Here is a 14422-nt window from a genome sequence, read left to right as displayed (position 1 = left end):
TACCGAGGGAAATTGAAAAATGCATCGCCGCATGGGGTTACGGACGAGCGGGGCCTGTGTTATCACGCGGGCGTGCGCGGGGATTTGTACGGTTTCTACCGGCACATAAGGCGCGAAACGGTCGTGATGTGTAACGCGTCACAGCCATGTAATCCCCACGAGACCCGCCCGTATTCCACCGGGCGACGTTCGCAGAATCTTTGCGTTTAGGTCGGAAGAAAGCGGGAAGAAGAACACGGGAAGCTACGCCTGTGGGAATTCCAGGAATTCGCTTCGAATTATGCCCCGGTTACCCCGTCGATCCTTTCCCGCAGAATATCGGCGTGTCCGTTGTGGCGCGCGTACTCCTCGATCATGTGGACGTACACCCACCGCAGGCTGACCTCCACCCCGGTCATGAACCCCTCGGTGATCCGCCCCACGTCGTCCAGCGACCGGCCCGCGCACAGCTCCTGCCCCCGGGCGACCTCCCGCCGCCACACCGCCAACGCCTCGTCGAGGCCCCGCTCCGGCACGAGGGTGTACCCGTTCCCCGGCCCGTACAGCGGCGGCACGTCGATCCCCGAGGCCACCCGCTGGAACCAGTTCCGCTCGACCTCCGACAGATGCTGCACCAGCCCGAGCAGCGTGAGCGCCGACGGCTCCGCGGACGCGATCCGCACCTGGGCGTCGTCCAGCTCCGCGCACTTCAGCTCCAGCGTGGCGCGATGAAACGCGAGCCAGCTGTCGAGCATGGGCCGCTCGTCACCGGTCATGAGGGGGACGGGCCGACCGTCCGGGAGAGTCGCTGTCATACGGCGAGCCGGCCACGGGCTTCACGGAGGACGGGCGCCTTCCAGCCCTCTTCCCGGCCCGCCCGCATGGTTTCAGCCCGCCCGGCGTTTGAGGGCGAGGCCCTTTCGGGGCCGAAGCGGGGGCCTGGGGGCGGCAGCCCCCAGGAACGGGACGGGAAGGGGCGGAGGGGGCGAACCTACCGCCACGCCCCCTCCGCGGCCCGCCGGGCCCCGTCGGGATCCACGTCCAGCCCCCGCTCCGACAACGCCACCCCCAACGCCGCCAGACTCCCCTGCACGGCCCCCCGCGTCGCGGCCATCCCGTAGTGGTTGACCCGGATCATCTCCTTGGCCAGCGCACCCCCACCCGCCACCAACGGCACCGTGGGGTCGGACTCCAACGCCCGCGCCACCAGCTCCGACGCCACCACCCCCGACGGTGCCCGCAACGTCGTGGCGACCGGCGCCGCGTCCGCCACCTCGTGGACATACGGCTCCAGGCCTCCGCCCAGCGCCACGGCCCCCGCCCGCGTCGCCGCGGCGGCGGACCGGTGCCGGTCCATCACCGACTCCAGCCCCGTCGTCTCGATCCGCTCGACACACGCCTCCAGTGCCAGCATCTCCAGCTGCGCCGGCGCGTGCGGCAGCGCCGTGCGCCCGCCGTCGATCCACCTCTCCTTCCAGTCCAGCAAGGAGAGGTAGGACCGGCGCGGCGCCCCCGGATGTGCCGCCATCCGCGCCCACGCCCGCTCGCTCACCGACACGGCCGAGACGCCCGCGGGCCCGCCCATCGCCTTCTGCGCCCCGATGACGCACAGGTCCACACCCCAGGCGTCCGGCAGCACCGGCTCCGCGCCGATGGAGGCGACGGCGTCCAGGTAGAACAGGGCACCGTGCCGCCGTACGACCTCGCCGATCTCCGCGACCGGGTTGGTGTTCCCGGTCGCGGCCTCCGCGTGCACCAGGGACACGAAGTCGATCTCGGGGTGCTCGGTGAAGGCCTGCTGGATCTGCCCGGCGGTGACGGCGGTGTGGAAGGGCACCGCCAGGTCGATCACCGTCGCACCGCAGTCGCGCAGCCAGTCACCGAAGGTCTGGCCGTACGGGCCGGTGACGACGTTGAGCGCGGTGGTGCCCGGCCCGGCGGTGGAGCGGATCGCGCCCTCCAGCGGCAGCAGCGCCTCGCCCTGGGTGATCACCACGTCCTGGGCGGTGCTCAGCAGTCGTGCCACCCGGTCCTCGATCGACGCGAAGTGCGCCGCGGTCAGCGGGGCCAGGTCCAGAAACGGATGTGTCACGAGGGTGCTCTCTTCGCTCACGGGGTAGACGTGACGAGGGTAACCGGCACCCTTCACCTCCCTCCGACCGATTACTTCTTAGGCCGGACGGCCCCACAACCATCGGATTGGTTTGAGAGACTCAAACCTCTCCTTATAATCAGAAGTCTGTACTCCTCCTGAGTGCTCCCCCTGAGTTCCCCCACAGGAAGGCCCGCCGTGAACACGCTCCTCGGGCGCCGGACCCGCGTCCTGGCCGCCACCACCGCGACGGCCGGGCTGGTGCTCGTCGCCGTCTCGGGCTGCACCTCCACCGACGACGGCGGCAGCGGTACGAAGACCGCCGCCGGCGGGGTCGAACTGGCCAAGGCCGGCCAGCTCACCACCTGTACGCACCTGCCCTACCCGCCCTTCCAGTCGGAGATCGACGGCAAGGTGCAGGGCTTCGACGTCTCGCTGATCGACGTGGCCGCCAAGGACCTGGGCGTGAAGCAGGAGATCCTCGACACGCCGTTCGAGAACTTCAAGACCGGCGCCTTCCTCAACTCCGGCGAGTGCGACCTGGCCGCGGCCGGCATGACCATCACCGACGAGCGCAAGAAGAACGTCGACTTCTCGGCCCCGTACTTCGAGGCCACCCAGGCGCTCCTGGTCGGCAAGGACAGCGGCATCACCTCCCTCGCGGACCTGAAGTCCAAGGGCGACAAGCTCGGTGCCCAGGCGCAGACCACCGGCGAGGACTACGTCAAGAAGGAGGGCTTCGACCCGGTCTCCTTCGAGTCCTCCGACGCGGTCCTCAACGGTCTGCGCTCCGGACAGGTCAAGGCCGTCGTCATCGACTACCCGGTCGTCCAGGGCTGGCTGAAGAACAAGGCCAACGCGGACGCCTTCCAGGTCGCCGGGCAGATCAACACCGGTGAGCAGTACGGCTTCACGGTGAAGAAGGGCAACACCAAGCTGCTCGCCGCCATCGACAAGGCCATCGCGGACGCCAAGGCCGACGGCACGTACAAGAAGCTGTACGAGAAGTGGATCGGCCCCTACGACGAGTCCGCGGCCTCCGCCTCCCCGTCCGCCTCATGACCGATACGCGGCCCGAAGTCACGCCCCGCCGCAAGGGTCTGACCCGGCGTCAGAAGCGCAGCCTGTCGCAGGGCGCCCAGTACGTCGTCTTCGTCGCCGCCGTGATCGCCTTCGCGGTCTCGGCGGACTGGGGCCGGCTGAAGAACCAGTTCGCCCAGTGGGACATCGCCGAGCAGATGTTCCCGGACGTCATCACGCTGGCGCTGAAGAACACCGTGCTCTACACCCTGTCCGGCTTCGTCGTCGGCCTGGTGCTCGGCATGGTCATCGCGCTGATGCGGCTGTCGTCGGTCGGGCCGTACCGCTGGTTCGCCGGCGTGTACATCGAGATCTTCCGCGGTCTGCCCGCCCTGCTCATCTTCATCTTCATCGGCGTCGCCGTCCCGCTCGCCTTCCCCGGCACGGAGATCATCGGCGGCACCTACGGCAAGGTCGCCCTCGCGCTCGGCCTGGTCGCCGCCGCCTACATGGCGGAGACCATCCGCGCGGGCATCCAGGCGGTGCCCAAGGGGCAGCTGGAGGCGGCCCGTTCACTGGGCTTCTCACCCGCCCGCGCGATGATCTCGATCGTCGTCCCGCAGGCGTTCAGGATCATCCTGCCGCCGCTCACCAACGAGTTGGTGCTCCTGTTCAAGGACTCCTCGCTGGTGCTGTTCCTCGGCGTCACCCTGGAGGAGCGCGAACTGTCCAAGTACGGCCGCGACCTGGCGAGCACGACCGCCAACTCCACGCCGATCCTCGTCGCCGGCCTGTGCTACCTGCTGGTGACCATCCCGCTCGGCTTCGTCGTGCGCCGGATGGAGAACAAGGCCGGGGAGGCCGTGAGATGAGCCGTCCGGAAATCGACGTACGCGCACTGCACAAGTCGTTCGGCGACAACGAGGTGCTGCGCGGCATCGACCTGGAGATCGCCCAGGGCGAGGTCGTGTGTGTGATCGGCCCGTCGGGGTCGGGCAAGTCGACCCTGCTCCGGTGCGTGAACCTCCTTGAGGAGCCCACCAAGGGCCAGGTCTTCGTCGGCGGCACCGAACTGACCGACCCCGACGTCGACATCGACGCCGCCCGCCGCCGGATCGGCATGGTCTTCCAGCAGTTCAACCTCTTCCCGCACCTGTCGGTGACGGAGAACCTCACGCTGCCCCAGCGCAGGGTGCTCCGGCGCGACAAGGCGCGGGCCGCCGAGGTCGCCGCCGAGAACCTGGAGCGGGTGGGCCTCACGGAGAAGGCGACCGCCTACCCCGCCTCCCTCTCCGGCGGCCAGCAGCAGCGCGTCGCCATCGCCCGCGCGCTGGCGATGGGCCCCGAGGTGATGCTGTTCGACGAACCGACCTCGGCACTGGACCCGGAACTCGTCGGGGACGTCCTCGCCGTCATGCGCAGGCTCGCCCAGGAGGGCATGACCATGATGGTGGTGACCCACGAGATGACCTTCGCCCGCGAGGTCGCCGACCGGGTCGTCTTCATGGACGGCGGAGTGATCGTCGAGGACGGCACCCCCGAACAGGTCATCACCGCCCCCCGCCACGAACGCACCCGCCACTTCCTCTCCCGCCTCCTCGACCCCGCGCGGGCCGAGGTGGAGGAGGAGACGTCGGACCAGGTCGGCGGCAAGGACTGAAAAGGGCATACGCGCCTCTGTCGCCCAGACTCCGCCGACCGTCATCATTCGGGTCATGACGACTCACGACGACACGGGCGGCCTCGGCGCCGGTACCGCACTGCCTCCGCTGCCGGAGGACTGGGAACGCTGTCTGGCCGTGGCCGCGCACCCGGACGACATCGAGTACGGCACGGCGTCCGCCGTGGCCCGCTGGACGGCCCAGGGCAAGCGGATCTCCTACCTGCTGGCCACCCGGGGCGAGGCGGGCATCGACGGACTGCACCCCGACGAGGCGGGCCCGCTGCGCGAGGCCGAGGAACGCGCCGGCGCCCGCGAAGTCGGCGTCGACACGGTCGAGTTCCTCGACCACCGGGACGGGACCATCGAGGGCGGCCCCGCCCTGCGCCGCGACATCGTCCGGGCGATCCGCCGGCACCGGCCCGAGGTCGTGGTGTCGGGCGCGTACACCGTGCGGATGGTCGCCGGCGTGGTCAACCAGGCCGACCACCGGGTGGTGGGCCTCGCCACGCTGGACGCGGCGCGGGACGCGGGCAACCGGTGGATCTTCCCCGAACTCGCCGACGAGGGCCTCGAACCCTGGGGCGGGGTCCGCTTCGTGTGCTTCGCCGGCGCCGAACAGCCCACCCACGGCGTGGACGTCACCGGCGAGCCGCTGCGACGCGGCATCGCCTCGCTGGCCGCCCACGCCGAGTACACCAAGGGCCTCGGCGCGCAGGGCTTCGAACCCGGCCCCTTCCTCACCTGGGCGGCCCACCTGGGCGGCCCCGCACTCGGCGTCGAGGCCGCCGTCCTCTTCGACGTGTACCGACTCGCCTTCGAGGGCCCGCCGCCCTGGGAACAGTGACGGCCCGGCCCGCCGGCCAGGACCTGTCCTAAGGTGCGGTGCATGAACGATCACTCGGTGCTGCACGTGAAGGGCCGGATCCTGACCGGCCCCGACGACGTCCGGGACGAGCTGTGGGTCGTCGACGGCCGGATCTCCTACGACCGTCCCGTCGCCGCCCGTGACGTCCGCACGGTGACGGGCTGGGCGCTGCCCGGCCTCGTCGACGCCCACTGCCATGTGGGCCTGGGCGCGCACGGCCCGGTCGACGTCGACGTCGCGGAGAAGCAGGCGCTGACCGACCGCGAGGCCGGCACCCTGCTGATCCGCGACGCGGGTTCCCCCTCCGACACGCGCTGGGTCGACGACCGCGAGGACCTTCCGAAGATCATCCGGGCCGGCCGGCACATCGCCCGCACCCGCCGCTACATCCGGGGCTACGCGTGGGAGATCGAGCCGGAGGACCTCGTCGCGTACGTCGCCCGGGAGGCCCGCCGCGGTGACGGCTGGGTCAAGCTGGTCGGCGACTGGATCGACCGCGAGGTGGGCGACCTGACCCCCACCTGGCCGCGGGACGCGGTCGAGGCGGGCATCGCGGAGGCCCACCGGCTGGGCGCGCGGGTGACGGCCCACTGCTTCGCGGAGAGCTCGCTCCGCGACCTGGTCGAGGCGGGCATCGACTGCGTCGAACACGCCACGGGCCTCACCGAGGACCTGATCCCGTTGTTCGCCGAGCGCGGGGTCGCCATCGTCCCGACCCTGGTCAACATCGCGACGTTCCCCCGCCTCGCCGACGGCGGAGAGGCCAGGTTCCCCCGCTGGTCGGCCCACATGCGCCGGCTCCACGAACGCCGCTACGACACGGTCCGGAGCGCCTACGACGCGGGCATCCCGGTCTTCGTCGGCACCGACGCGGGCGGCACCCTGCCGCACGGCCTGGTGGCGGCGGAGGTGGCGGAACTGGTGACGGCCGGGATCCCCCCGCTGGACGCCCTGTCGGCGACGACCTGGTCCGCCCGGACCTGGCTCGGCCGCCCCGGCCTGGACGAGGGCGCCCCGGCCGACCTGGTCGTCTACGCACAGGACCCCCGCACGGACGTACGCGTGCTGGGGGCCCCGCTGCGGGTGGTGCTGAACGGAAGGGTCTTCGCCTGACAGGCAGGGCGAGCGCGGCCTCGCCCCGCGCTCCCTGCCGGCGCGTCCTCAGGACCGGACTGTGAACGACTGATCGAAAGTCTGCACGGATGCGCCACGATGGTGTGAACTCCCGGCGGATCACTGTCGAACGGCCGATGGTGCGACATCCTTTCGAGGTCCCAAGCGTGTTCTCTCTGGGGGTCCCACCACCTTGAACAGCATCAACTTCCGCATGCCCGCACGCCGTTCGGCGATCGTCGCGACGGTCACCGCCCTGGCCGCGGGGCCCACGGCCCTCGCCGGCGCGGCCACCGCCCACGCGACCCCTGACCAGGGCCGCGCGAGCGCCGTCGTCCTGCGCACCGGCCTCGACGTGTCCCTGCTCAACAAGACCGTGAACGTCCCGCTCGCGGTCACCCTCAACGCCGTCGAGGCGCCGGACAGCGCGCAGAAGACGGCGCTGACAGCCACGTTGGACGGCGTCGACGGCGGCGCGCCCTTCAGCGTGCTGCGCGCGGACGTGGCCGACGCGAAGGCCACGGTCACCGCCGGGAAGGCCGAGGGCTCCACCCACCTCGCCCACGCCCGACTGCACGTCCCCGGCCTGCCGCTGCTGTCCCTCGTCGAAGTCGGCACGGTCACCTCCAAGGCGACCTGCGAGGCCGGAAAGACGCCGGTCGCCACGTCGAACCTGCTCGGCGCGGTGACGGTCCTCGGCAAGAAGGTCACGCTCACCGCCGGCGGCCCCACCCAGGTGAAGGTCCCCGGCGTCGGCGAGGTCCGCCTCGACCTCTCGAAGACGGAGCGGACGAGCCGTACGGCCGCCGCGACGGCCCTCGAACTCACCGTCTCCGTCAACCCGTTGAACCTCAACGTGGCCGAGGTGACCGGCACCGTGACACTGGCGAAGGCGACCTGCGAGGCACCGCCGGGGCCCGCTTCGGCCCCGGCGGCCCCGAGCCAGGGTCCGGGCGACGGCGTGAAGCCGCAGGGGGAGCCCGCCGAGGCCGGTCTCGCCGAGACCGGCGGCAACTCGACGACGCCGTACCTCGCGGGCGGCGCGCTCGCCCTGCTCGTCGCGGGCGGGGGAGCCGTGCTGTTGGCGCGCCGCGCCAAGAGCCGGGGCTGACCTCGGAGGCAGGGATGCGCGGGGCGCTCCGTGACGGCCCCGCGCATCCCTGCCTCCGAGCGATGTCACCGCCCCGCCAGCGTCACCGCCCGGTCCAGCGCCTGAAGGAACGAGTTGACCGTCACCCGGTCCCGTACCGCCAGCCGCAGCCACTCCTCGCCCAGACCGGGAAAGGTGTCCCCCCGGCGGACCGCGAACCCCAGGCGGCGCAGGCGACGGCGTACGTCGACGGCGTGCGACAGCCCGACGAGCACGAAGGGCCCCTCGGCCGGACCGGCCACCCGCAGCCCGTCCGGCCCGAACTCCTCAAGTCCCGCGACGAGATGGGCCCGGTCCGCGGCGACGCGGTGCGCGGCATGGGCCGCCTCCGCCAGGGCCCGCGGGGAGACGCACGCCTCCGCCGCGGCCAGGGCCGGCGTGGAGACGGGCCACAGGGGCTGCGCCCGCTCCAGGGCCTCGACGGTCTCCGGCGCGGCCAGCACGTAACCGATCCGCAGCCCGGCCAGCCCCCACGTCTTGGTCAGACTGCGCAGCACGACCAGACCGGGCACGTCCGTCCGCCCGGCCAGGGCCTCCCGCTCACCCGGCACCGCGTCCATGAACGCCTCGTCCACGACCAACGTCCGCCCGGGGCGGGCGAGTCGGGCGATCATGGCGGCAGGGTGCAACACGGACGTCGGGTTGGTGGGGTTGCCGATCACCACCAGGTCCGCGTCCTCGGGAACGGCCGCGGGGTCCAGCCGGAACCCGTCCTCCTCGCGCAGCAGCACCCGGCCGACGGTGTGCCCGGCATCCCGCAGCGCCGCCTCCGGCTCCGTGAACTGGGGGTGCACCACGACCGGTCGACGGACCTTCAGGGCGCGCGCGAGCAGCACGAAGGCCTCCGCGGCGCCCGCCGTCAGCAGCACCCGCTCCACCGGCAGCCCGTGCCGGGCCGCGACCGCCGCCCGCGCGGCCCGCCCGTCCGGGTAGGCGGCCAGCGAGCCCAGCGAGCCGGCGATCCGCTCCCGCAGCCACGCCGGAGGCGTGTCGGCGCGGACGTTCACCGCGAGGTCGATCAGCCCCGCGCCGTCGTCCCGCACCTCGGAGTCGCCGTGGTGCCGCAGATCGTGGGCCTCAGTGGGCATGGGAGTGGGAGTGGGCGTCGTGAGGGTGATGACCATGGTGGTGGTCGTCGTCGTCCGGGTGGAAGTGCGGCTGCTGCGGCAGACCCACCTTGTCCTCGAAGCCCGGCAGAGCGATCCGGTACACGCAGGAGTCGCAGTTCATCCGCAGGTCGCCCCGCACGGCCTCCTCGTACCGCTCCATCACCAGGTCGAGCAGCTCCGGCTCCGGCCCGATGACGTCCGCCGACCGCACCTCGACCTCCGGGTGCGCCGCGGCCCAGCCCTCGGTCTGGTGCCGCACCCGCTCCGGCAGGATGCCGGTGAAGAGGAAGTACGGCAGGACGACGATCCGCCGGGCCCCCAGCTTCACGCACCGGTCGAGGCCGCTCGGCACGTCCGGCGCCGCCAGCGACACGAACGCGGTCTCCACGCCCGCGTACCCGCGCCCCTCCCACAGCAGCCGGGCCGCCTTGAGCACCTCGGCGTTGGCGTCCGGGTCCGTCGAGCCCCGCCCGACCAGCAGCACGGTCACGTCGGCCCGGTCCGCGGGCGTGCGGGCCGATCCGCCGAGCACCTCGTCCAGCCGCCGCTCCAGGACGGCCAGCAGTGCCGGGTGCGGGCCCAGCGGACGGCCGTAGGTGTAGGAGATCCCGGGGTGCCGCTCCTTCTCGCGGGCCAGCGCCGCCGGGATGTCCCCCTTGGCGTGTCCGGCGGACACCAGCATCAGCGGTACGGCGGCGAACCGTCGTACGCCCCGCTCCACCAGCTCGGTGACCGCGTCACCCAGCGGCGGCGGGGACAGCTCGATGAAGCCGCCCGCGACGGGCAGTTCGGGGTGGCGGTCGCCCAGCTCCCGGACGAAGTCACGGAACGCCTCGGCTCCGGCCTCGTCCCGGGTGCCGTGACCGGCGATGAGCAGGGCGGGCGGCGGGGTGGTCACGATTTCTCCTCGAAGTGCGGGGCAGGGTGGGAAGCGGGGTGCGAAACGGGGTGGGGGGTGAGCGGGGCACCGGGATGCTGATCGGGATACGGGTCGCGATCCGAACCGTCGGCCGAACCGGATGCCGAGCCGGATCCCGGCGCACCTGCCGGGCCGGAGGCCGGACCGGGCTGGTACAGCAGCGCGTTGAGCGCCGCCGCGGCCACCGCCGAGCCGCCCTTCTCGGACACGTTGCTCACGGCGGGCAGCCCGCTCGCGCGCAACGCGGCCTTGGACTCGGCCGCACCGACGAAACCGACGGGCAGCCCGATGACGAGCGCGGGGGAGGCGTCCAGCGTCAGCAGCTCCTCCAGGGCGGTCGGCGCGCAGCCGATCACCCAGAGCGCGCCGGGGCCCACCTGTTCGTAGGCCAGCCGCACGGCGTGTGCCGAACGCGTCAGCCCCGGCCCGGACCTGGCGTCCCGGAGCCGGCAGACGGTCTCCCGCCGGGTGATCCCGGCGGCCACCATCTCCACGTCCACGACCACCGGCGCCCCCGCGTGCAGTGCGGTGTGCGCCTTCTCCAACTGCCCCTCGTCCATGACGAGTTCGGACGCGTACTCCAGGTCGGCGGCCGAGTGGACGACCCGCTCCACCACCGCCCGGGTCAGCGGCGGGAAGGCCGAGGTGTCCAGCCGGGCGCGCAGCCGCCGGAAGGACTCCTGCTCGATCGGATGAACCACACGATCCACACCATCCGGGCGATTCACTTCGGCACGGTTCACTTCGGTTCCTCCTGCCGCGTCTCCTGCCAGCGGTATCCCCGCGGGGTCACCATGCGCCCCGCGATGTCCCGGGTCGCCGTGTTGCCCACGGTCACCACCGTCATCATGTCGACCGTCGCCGGGTCGAGGGCGGCGAGTGTCGTGAGCCGTGCGGACTCGTCCGGTCGTGACGCGTTCCGCACGACACCGACCGGCGTCGCCGCGTCCCGGTGTCCGGCGAGCAGGGCGAGGGCCTTCGGTAGTTGCCAGTCCCGGCCCCGGCTGCGCGGGTTGTAGAAGGTCACGACGAGGTCCGCCTCGGCCGCCGCCCGCACCCGCCGCTCGATGACCTCCCACGGTGTGTGCAGGTCGGACAGGCTGATCGACACATGGTCGTGGCCGAGCGGGGCGCCGAGGAGCGCGGCGGCGGCGAGCGCCGCGGTGACCCCCGGTACGCCGATCACGTCGATGTCGTCGGACGCCTCGGCGAGCGCGGGGGAGGCCATGGCGTAGACGCCCGCGTCCCCGCTGCCGATCAGCGCGACCGCCTGCCCCTTCCGTGCCTCCGCCACCGCCGTCCGGGCCCGCTCCTCCTCGGCGCCGAGCCCCGACTCCAGGACCCGGGTGCCCGGCCGCAGCAGGTCGCGGATCTGGTCGACGTACTGGTCGAGCCCGACGAGCACGGAAGCGCGCCGCAGCTCGTCCTTCGCGCGGGGCGTGAGCAGGTCCCGGGCGCCCGGACCGAGCCCGACGACCGCGAGCCGGCCGCGCGCGGGACGCCGTACGACAGCGCAGGTCGCCATCGCGGGACGTCCGTCGGCGCGCTCCGACTTCCGCTTGGGGACGAGGAGTTCGCCCCCGCGGACGAGCGCGGCGGCCTCGGCCACGGACGGGGTGCCGACGGCGTCGAGCGGGGCGTCGGAGGGGTTCGGCACCTCGACACCCGCCAACTCCCCGGCGGAGTGGGTGACCAGGGGAACGCCGAGCCGCTCGGCCGCCCCGACGATCCCGGGCTCCCCGGACTTGGCGTCCACGGTGGCGAGTTCGGCGACGCTGCGGGCGGACAGGCCCGCGTCCCGCAGCGCGGCCTCGACCAGCCCCAGCACCTCGTCGACCGGGGCCCCCTTGGAGGCGCCGACGCCGACGACGAGGGACGGAGGCCGCAGCAGGACCTCGCCCCGGGCGGCCTCGACGGCACGGTCGGTCAGCCGGATGGTGTACGCCCCTTCGTCGGAGACCGGCAGCGCGGGCAGCGGCCAGGCCGACTCGGCGTGCAGGGCCACCGGTTCGCCGTCCAGCAGAGCCCGTGAGACGGCCGCCACGTCACCCTCCACGGGGAGCCCGAGCGTGTCCAGCCCCGGCAGTCCCACCGCGTCCGTCGCCGTCGTCACCACGGGCGCCGCACCCAGCAACTCCCCGACCTCGCGGGCGAGTTCGTTGGCACCGCCGCCGTGTCCGCCGACCAGCGACACGGCGAACCGGCCGCCCTCGTCGACGCACACCACACCCGGGTCGGACGTCTTGTCGCCGAGCAGCGGCGCGACCAGCCGGACGACCGCCCCCGTCGCCAGGAAGCACACGAGCTGCCCGCACTCCGCGAACGCGGCCCGTACGGCGTCCCCGACGGGGCCCTCGTACACGCGCGTCCGCTCCGGCCACGCCGCGGCCAGCCGGTCCCGGGCAGCCGCCCCCGCCGCGGTGGCGGAAATGAGGCCGATCACTGAGCAACTCCTTCGTCAGCGGATGCCGGAGGCCGTACGCCCCACAGCAGGAACACGGGATTGGTCGCCGCGAGCCGGGTCACGTCGCCCGGCAGCGGCGCGAGCCGCGACGACTGCAGCAGCACCCCGTCGCAGTCCAGTCCGGCACCGGTGAGGGCCGCCCGCACGGCCGGCACCCGGTCGAGCGCCGCCATCGCGACGACGACCGTCCGCCGGGCCCGGCGCGCGCACGCCGTGACGACGGCGGGCAGTTCGTGCCCCCCGCCGCCGACGAACACGGCGTCCGGGTCGTCCAGGTCGGACAGCACGGTCGGCGCCGCCCCGTGCACGACCCGGAGGTCGACGCCGTGCGCGGTCGCGTTCGCGCGGATCCGCTCGACGCCGTCCAGGGTCTTCTCGACCGCCGTGACGGCCGCGCCGAACCGGGCGCACTCCACGGCCACGGAACCGGAGCCCGCGCCGATGTCCCACACCAGGTCGCCCAGCCGCGGCCCGAGCCGGGCCAGGGCGAGCGCGCGGACCTCGAACTTGGTGATCATCGAGTCCCGGTGGCTGAACTCGTCCTCCACCAGGGCCCATCGGGCCGGTCCGGCGGGCGGCCCGGCGACCGTACGCACGGCGCCGAGCGCCCGCGACCCGTCCAGGCACAGCACCACGCTCACCGCCGTCCCCCAGTCCCGGGCGGCGGCCTCGGCCGGAGTGACCCGCTCCAGGCGCTCCCGCGGGGAGCCCAGCGCGGTCGCCACGACCAGTTCCCGCGCCTCGGACCTGAGCGCGGCCCCGAGCTCCGCGGGGCCCGCCCCCGGCCCGGTCAGCACGGCGACCTTCGGCCGGGCCCGGCACACGTTGACGGCCGTCCGCAGGTCCCGTCCGTGCGCGCTGACCACGACCGCGTCGTCCCACGGCAGCCCGGCCCGCGCGAAGGCGGCGGAGACGGAGGAGGCCCCCGGCCGGACATCGAGCAGCCGCGACCCGAACCGCTCGGCCAGCACCCGCACGATCCCGAAGAACCCCGGATCCCCGGAGGCCAGCACGGCCACCCGGTTCCCCTTCTCCAGATGCCGTTCGATCACGTCCAGCGCGGGCGCCAGCGCCCCGAGGACCACCTGCTCGGCGTCCTGGGGAACCGGCGCGGCGGCCAGATGCCGCTGCCCGCCCACGACGAGCCGCGCCCCGGCGAGCACCTCGACCGGAACCGGCGGCGCCCCGGCCTGCGTTCCCGTACCGACCACGGTGATCACGTACTCGCACCCCGCTGACGCAACGCCCGGCGGGCCTCCGGGTCGGCCTTGCGGTACCCGTGGAAGTGACCGGGGTGGTAGAGGTGCGAGCGGGTGCCCTCGGCGGCGAGAGCCGGGCCGACGAGGAAGAGCGTGTGCTTCCAGAGCTTGTGCTCCTTCACCGTCTCCTCCAGCGTCTCGATCGTGCACCGCACGATCAGCTCCTCCGGCCAGGTCGCCTGGTACGCCACCACGACCGGCGTACTCGTCGGGTAGCCGCCCTCCAGCAGCTCCCGCACCAGCTGCCCGCTGCGGGCGGCCGACAGGAAGATCGCCATGGTGGTGCCGTGCTTGGCGAACTCCCGCACCTCCTCACCGGGCGGCATCGGCGTCTTGCCGCCACCGAGCCGGGTCAGCACCACGGACTGCGCGACCTCCGGGACGGTCAGCTCGCGCCGGGCGAGCGCGGCGACGGCGGAGAACGCCGAGACCCCCGGGACCACCTCGGTCGCGATGCCGATCCGGTCGCACCGGTCGAGCTGCTCCTGCGTGCCGCCCCACAGGGCGGGGTCGCCGGAGTGGATACGGGCCACCCGCAGCCCCTCAGCCAGGGCCCGCTCGTACACGGCCACCACGTCCTCCAGGGACATCGTCGCCGAGTCGAGGATCTCCGCGCCCTCGCGCGCGTGGTCGAGGACCTCCGCCTGGACCAGGCTGGCCGCCCAGATCACGACGTCGGCCTCGGCGATGGCACGCGCGGCACGGAACGTCAGCAGGTCGGCGGCGCCGGGGCCGGCACCGACGAAGGTCACCTTGCCGGTGGGGGCTTCGGCCATGGGAACAGGTCCT

14 protein-coding genes are annotated in these 14422 nt (G+C 73.1%); 6 read left to right on the top strand and 8 right to left on the bottom strand.

Going from position 1 to position 14422, the window contains the following annotated elements:
• Window positions 1-278: 278 nt before the first annotated feature.
• Together ACZ5VD_RS23265 and ACZ5VD_RS23260 are read right to left on the bottom strand one after the other, a co-directional pair.
• The gene (locus tag ACZ5VD_RS23265) at window positions 279-794 is read right to left on the bottom strand and encodes a DinB family protein (protein WP_468554019.1); all 516 of its coding nucleotides are present in this window, start codon (window positions 792-794) and stop codon (window positions 279-281) included.
• 176 nt (window positions 795-970) lie between these two features.
• Window positions 971-2071, bottom strand: coding sequence for a pyridoxal-phosphate-dependent aminotransferase family protein (locus ACZ5VD_RS23260; protein WP_468554023.1), 1101 nt, complete (start codon window positions 2069-2071; stop codon window positions 971-973).
• A 198-nt stretch (window positions 2072-2269) separates the two neighbouring features.
• On the opposite strand from ACZ5VD_RS23260, the gene ACZ5VD_RS23255 reads away from it, so the two are divergent.
• The 6 genes from ACZ5VD_RS23255 to ACZ5VD_RS23230 all read left to right on the top strand — a co-directional run bounded on the left by ACZ5VD_RS23255 (window position 2270) and on the right by ACZ5VD_RS23230 (window position 7843).
• On the top strand, window positions 2270-3133 hold the full coding sequence (locus ACZ5VD_RS23255) for a transporter substrate-binding domain-containing protein (protein ID WP_468554018.1): 864 nt from the start codon (window positions 2270-2272) through the stop codon (window positions 3131-3133).
• Window positions 3130-3963, top strand: coding sequence for an amino acid ABC transporter permease (locus tag ACZ5VD_RS23250; RefSeq protein ID WP_468554017.1), 834 nt, complete (start codon window positions 3130-3132; stop codon window positions 3961-3963). The genes ACZ5VD_RS23255 and ACZ5VD_RS23250 overlap by 4 nt, the downstream gene beginning before the upstream one ends.
• Window positions 3960-4751, top strand: a complete 792-nt coding sequence (locus ACZ5VD_RS23245) for an amino acid ABC transporter ATP-binding protein (RefSeq protein ID WP_468554016.1) — start codon at window positions 3960-3962, stop codon at window positions 4749-4751. The genes ACZ5VD_RS23250 and ACZ5VD_RS23245 overlap by 4 nt, the downstream gene beginning before the upstream one ends.
• 55 nt (window positions 4752-4806) lie before the next feature.
• Window positions 4807-5598, top strand: a complete 792-nt coding sequence (locus tag ACZ5VD_RS23240; RefSeq protein ID WP_468554015.1) for a PIG-L deacetylase family protein — start codon at window positions 4807-4809, stop codon at window positions 5596-5598.
• Window positions 5599-5640: 42 nt separating this feature from the next.
• Window positions 5641-6732, top strand: coding sequence for an amidohydrolase family protein (locus tag ACZ5VD_RS23235; protein ID WP_468554014.1), 1092 nt, complete (start codon window positions 5641-5643; stop codon window positions 6730-6732).
• A 193-nt stretch (window positions 6733-6925) separates the two neighbouring features.
• On the top strand, window positions 6926-7843 hold the full coding sequence (locus tag ACZ5VD_RS23230) for an SCO1860 family LAETG-anchored protein (protein ID WP_468554013.1): 918 nt from the start codon (window positions 6926-6928) through the stop codon (window positions 7841-7843).
• A 65-nt stretch (window positions 7844-7908) separates the two neighbouring features.
• Here ACZ5VD_RS23230 and cobC read toward each other — a convergent pair whose 3' ends face one another.
• The 6 genes from cobC to cobM are packed head-to-tail and all read right to left on the bottom strand — an operon-like array spanning window position 7909 to window position 14409.
• On the bottom strand, window positions 7909-8970 hold the full coding sequence (cobC, locus tag ACZ5VD_RS23225; RefSeq protein WP_468554012.1) for an Rv2231c family pyridoxal phosphate-dependent protein CobC: 1062 nt from the start codon (window positions 8968-8970) through the stop codon (window positions 7909-7911).
• Window positions 8960-9889 (bottom strand): sirohydrochlorin chelatase, encoded by a 930-nt coding sequence (locus ACZ5VD_RS23220; protein WP_468554011.1) that lies wholly within the window; start codon window positions 9887-9889, stop codon window positions 8960-8962. The genes cobC and ACZ5VD_RS23220 overlap by 11 nt, the downstream gene beginning before the upstream one ends.
• Entirely contained in the window at window positions 9886-10620 is a 735-nt protein-coding gene (locus ACZ5VD_RS23215; RefSeq protein ID WP_468554010.1) for a precorrin-8X methylmutase, read from the bottom strand. The genes ACZ5VD_RS23220 and ACZ5VD_RS23215 overlap by 4 nt, the downstream gene beginning before the upstream one ends.
• A gap of 29 nt (window positions 10621-10649) precedes the next feature.
• Window positions 10650-12353: a precorrin-3B C(17)-methyltransferase gene (gene cobJ / locus ACZ5VD_RS23210; RefSeq protein ID WP_468683135.1), complete on the bottom strand. Its 1704-nt coding sequence runs from the start codon at window positions 12351-12353 to the stop codon at window positions 10650-10652.
• The gene (cbiE, locus tag ACZ5VD_RS23205) at window positions 12350-13594 is read right to left on the bottom strand and encodes a precorrin-6y C5,15-methyltransferase (decarboxylating) subunit CbiE (RefSeq protein WP_468683133.1); all 1245 of its coding nucleotides are present in this window, start codon (window positions 13592-13594) and stop codon (window positions 12350-12352) included. The genes cobJ and cbiE overlap by 4 nt, the downstream gene beginning before the upstream one ends.
• Window positions 13591-14409 (bottom strand): precorrin-4 C(11)-methyltransferase, encoded by an 819-nt coding sequence (gene cobM, locus ACZ5VD_RS23200; protein WP_468554007.1) that lies wholly within the window; start codon window positions 14407-14409, stop codon window positions 13591-13593. The genes cbiE and cobM overlap by 4 nt, the downstream gene beginning before the upstream one ends.
• Window positions 14410-14422: the final 13 nt, after the last annotated feature.

The organism is Streptomyces sp. NPDC032822 (assembly GCF_055578825.1).
This window is presented reverse-complemented; position numbering and strand designations above follow the sequence as displayed.

Coding starts and splice junctions, on each gene's coding strand:
- ACZ5VD_RS23265 (WP_468554019.1), bottom strand. CDS start 794: ATGACAGCGACTCTCCCGGACGGTCGGCCCGTCCCCCTCATGACCGGT.
- ACZ5VD_RS23250 (WP_468554017.1), top strand. CDS start 3,130: ATGACCGATACGCGGCCCGAAGTCACGCCCCGCCGCAAGGGTCTGACC.
- ACZ5VD_RS23245 (WP_468554016.1), top strand. CDS start 3,960: ATGAGCCGTCCGGAAATCGACGTACGCGCACTGCACAAGTCGTTCGGC.
- ACZ5VD_RS23240 (WP_468554015.1), top strand. CDS start 4,807: ATGACGACTCACGACGACACGGGCGGCCTCGGCGCCGGTACCGCACTG.
- ACZ5VD_RS23235 (WP_468554014.1), top strand. CDS start 5,641: ATGAACGATCACTCGGTGCTGCACGTGAAGGGCCGGATCCTGACCGGC.
- cobC (WP_468554012.1), bottom strand. CDS start 8,970: ATGCCCACTGAGGCCCACGATCTGCGGCACCACGGCGACTCCGAGGTG.
- cobM (WP_468554007.1), bottom strand. CDS start 14,409: ATGGCCGAAGCCCCCACCGGCAAGGTGACCTTCGTCGGTGCCGGCCCC.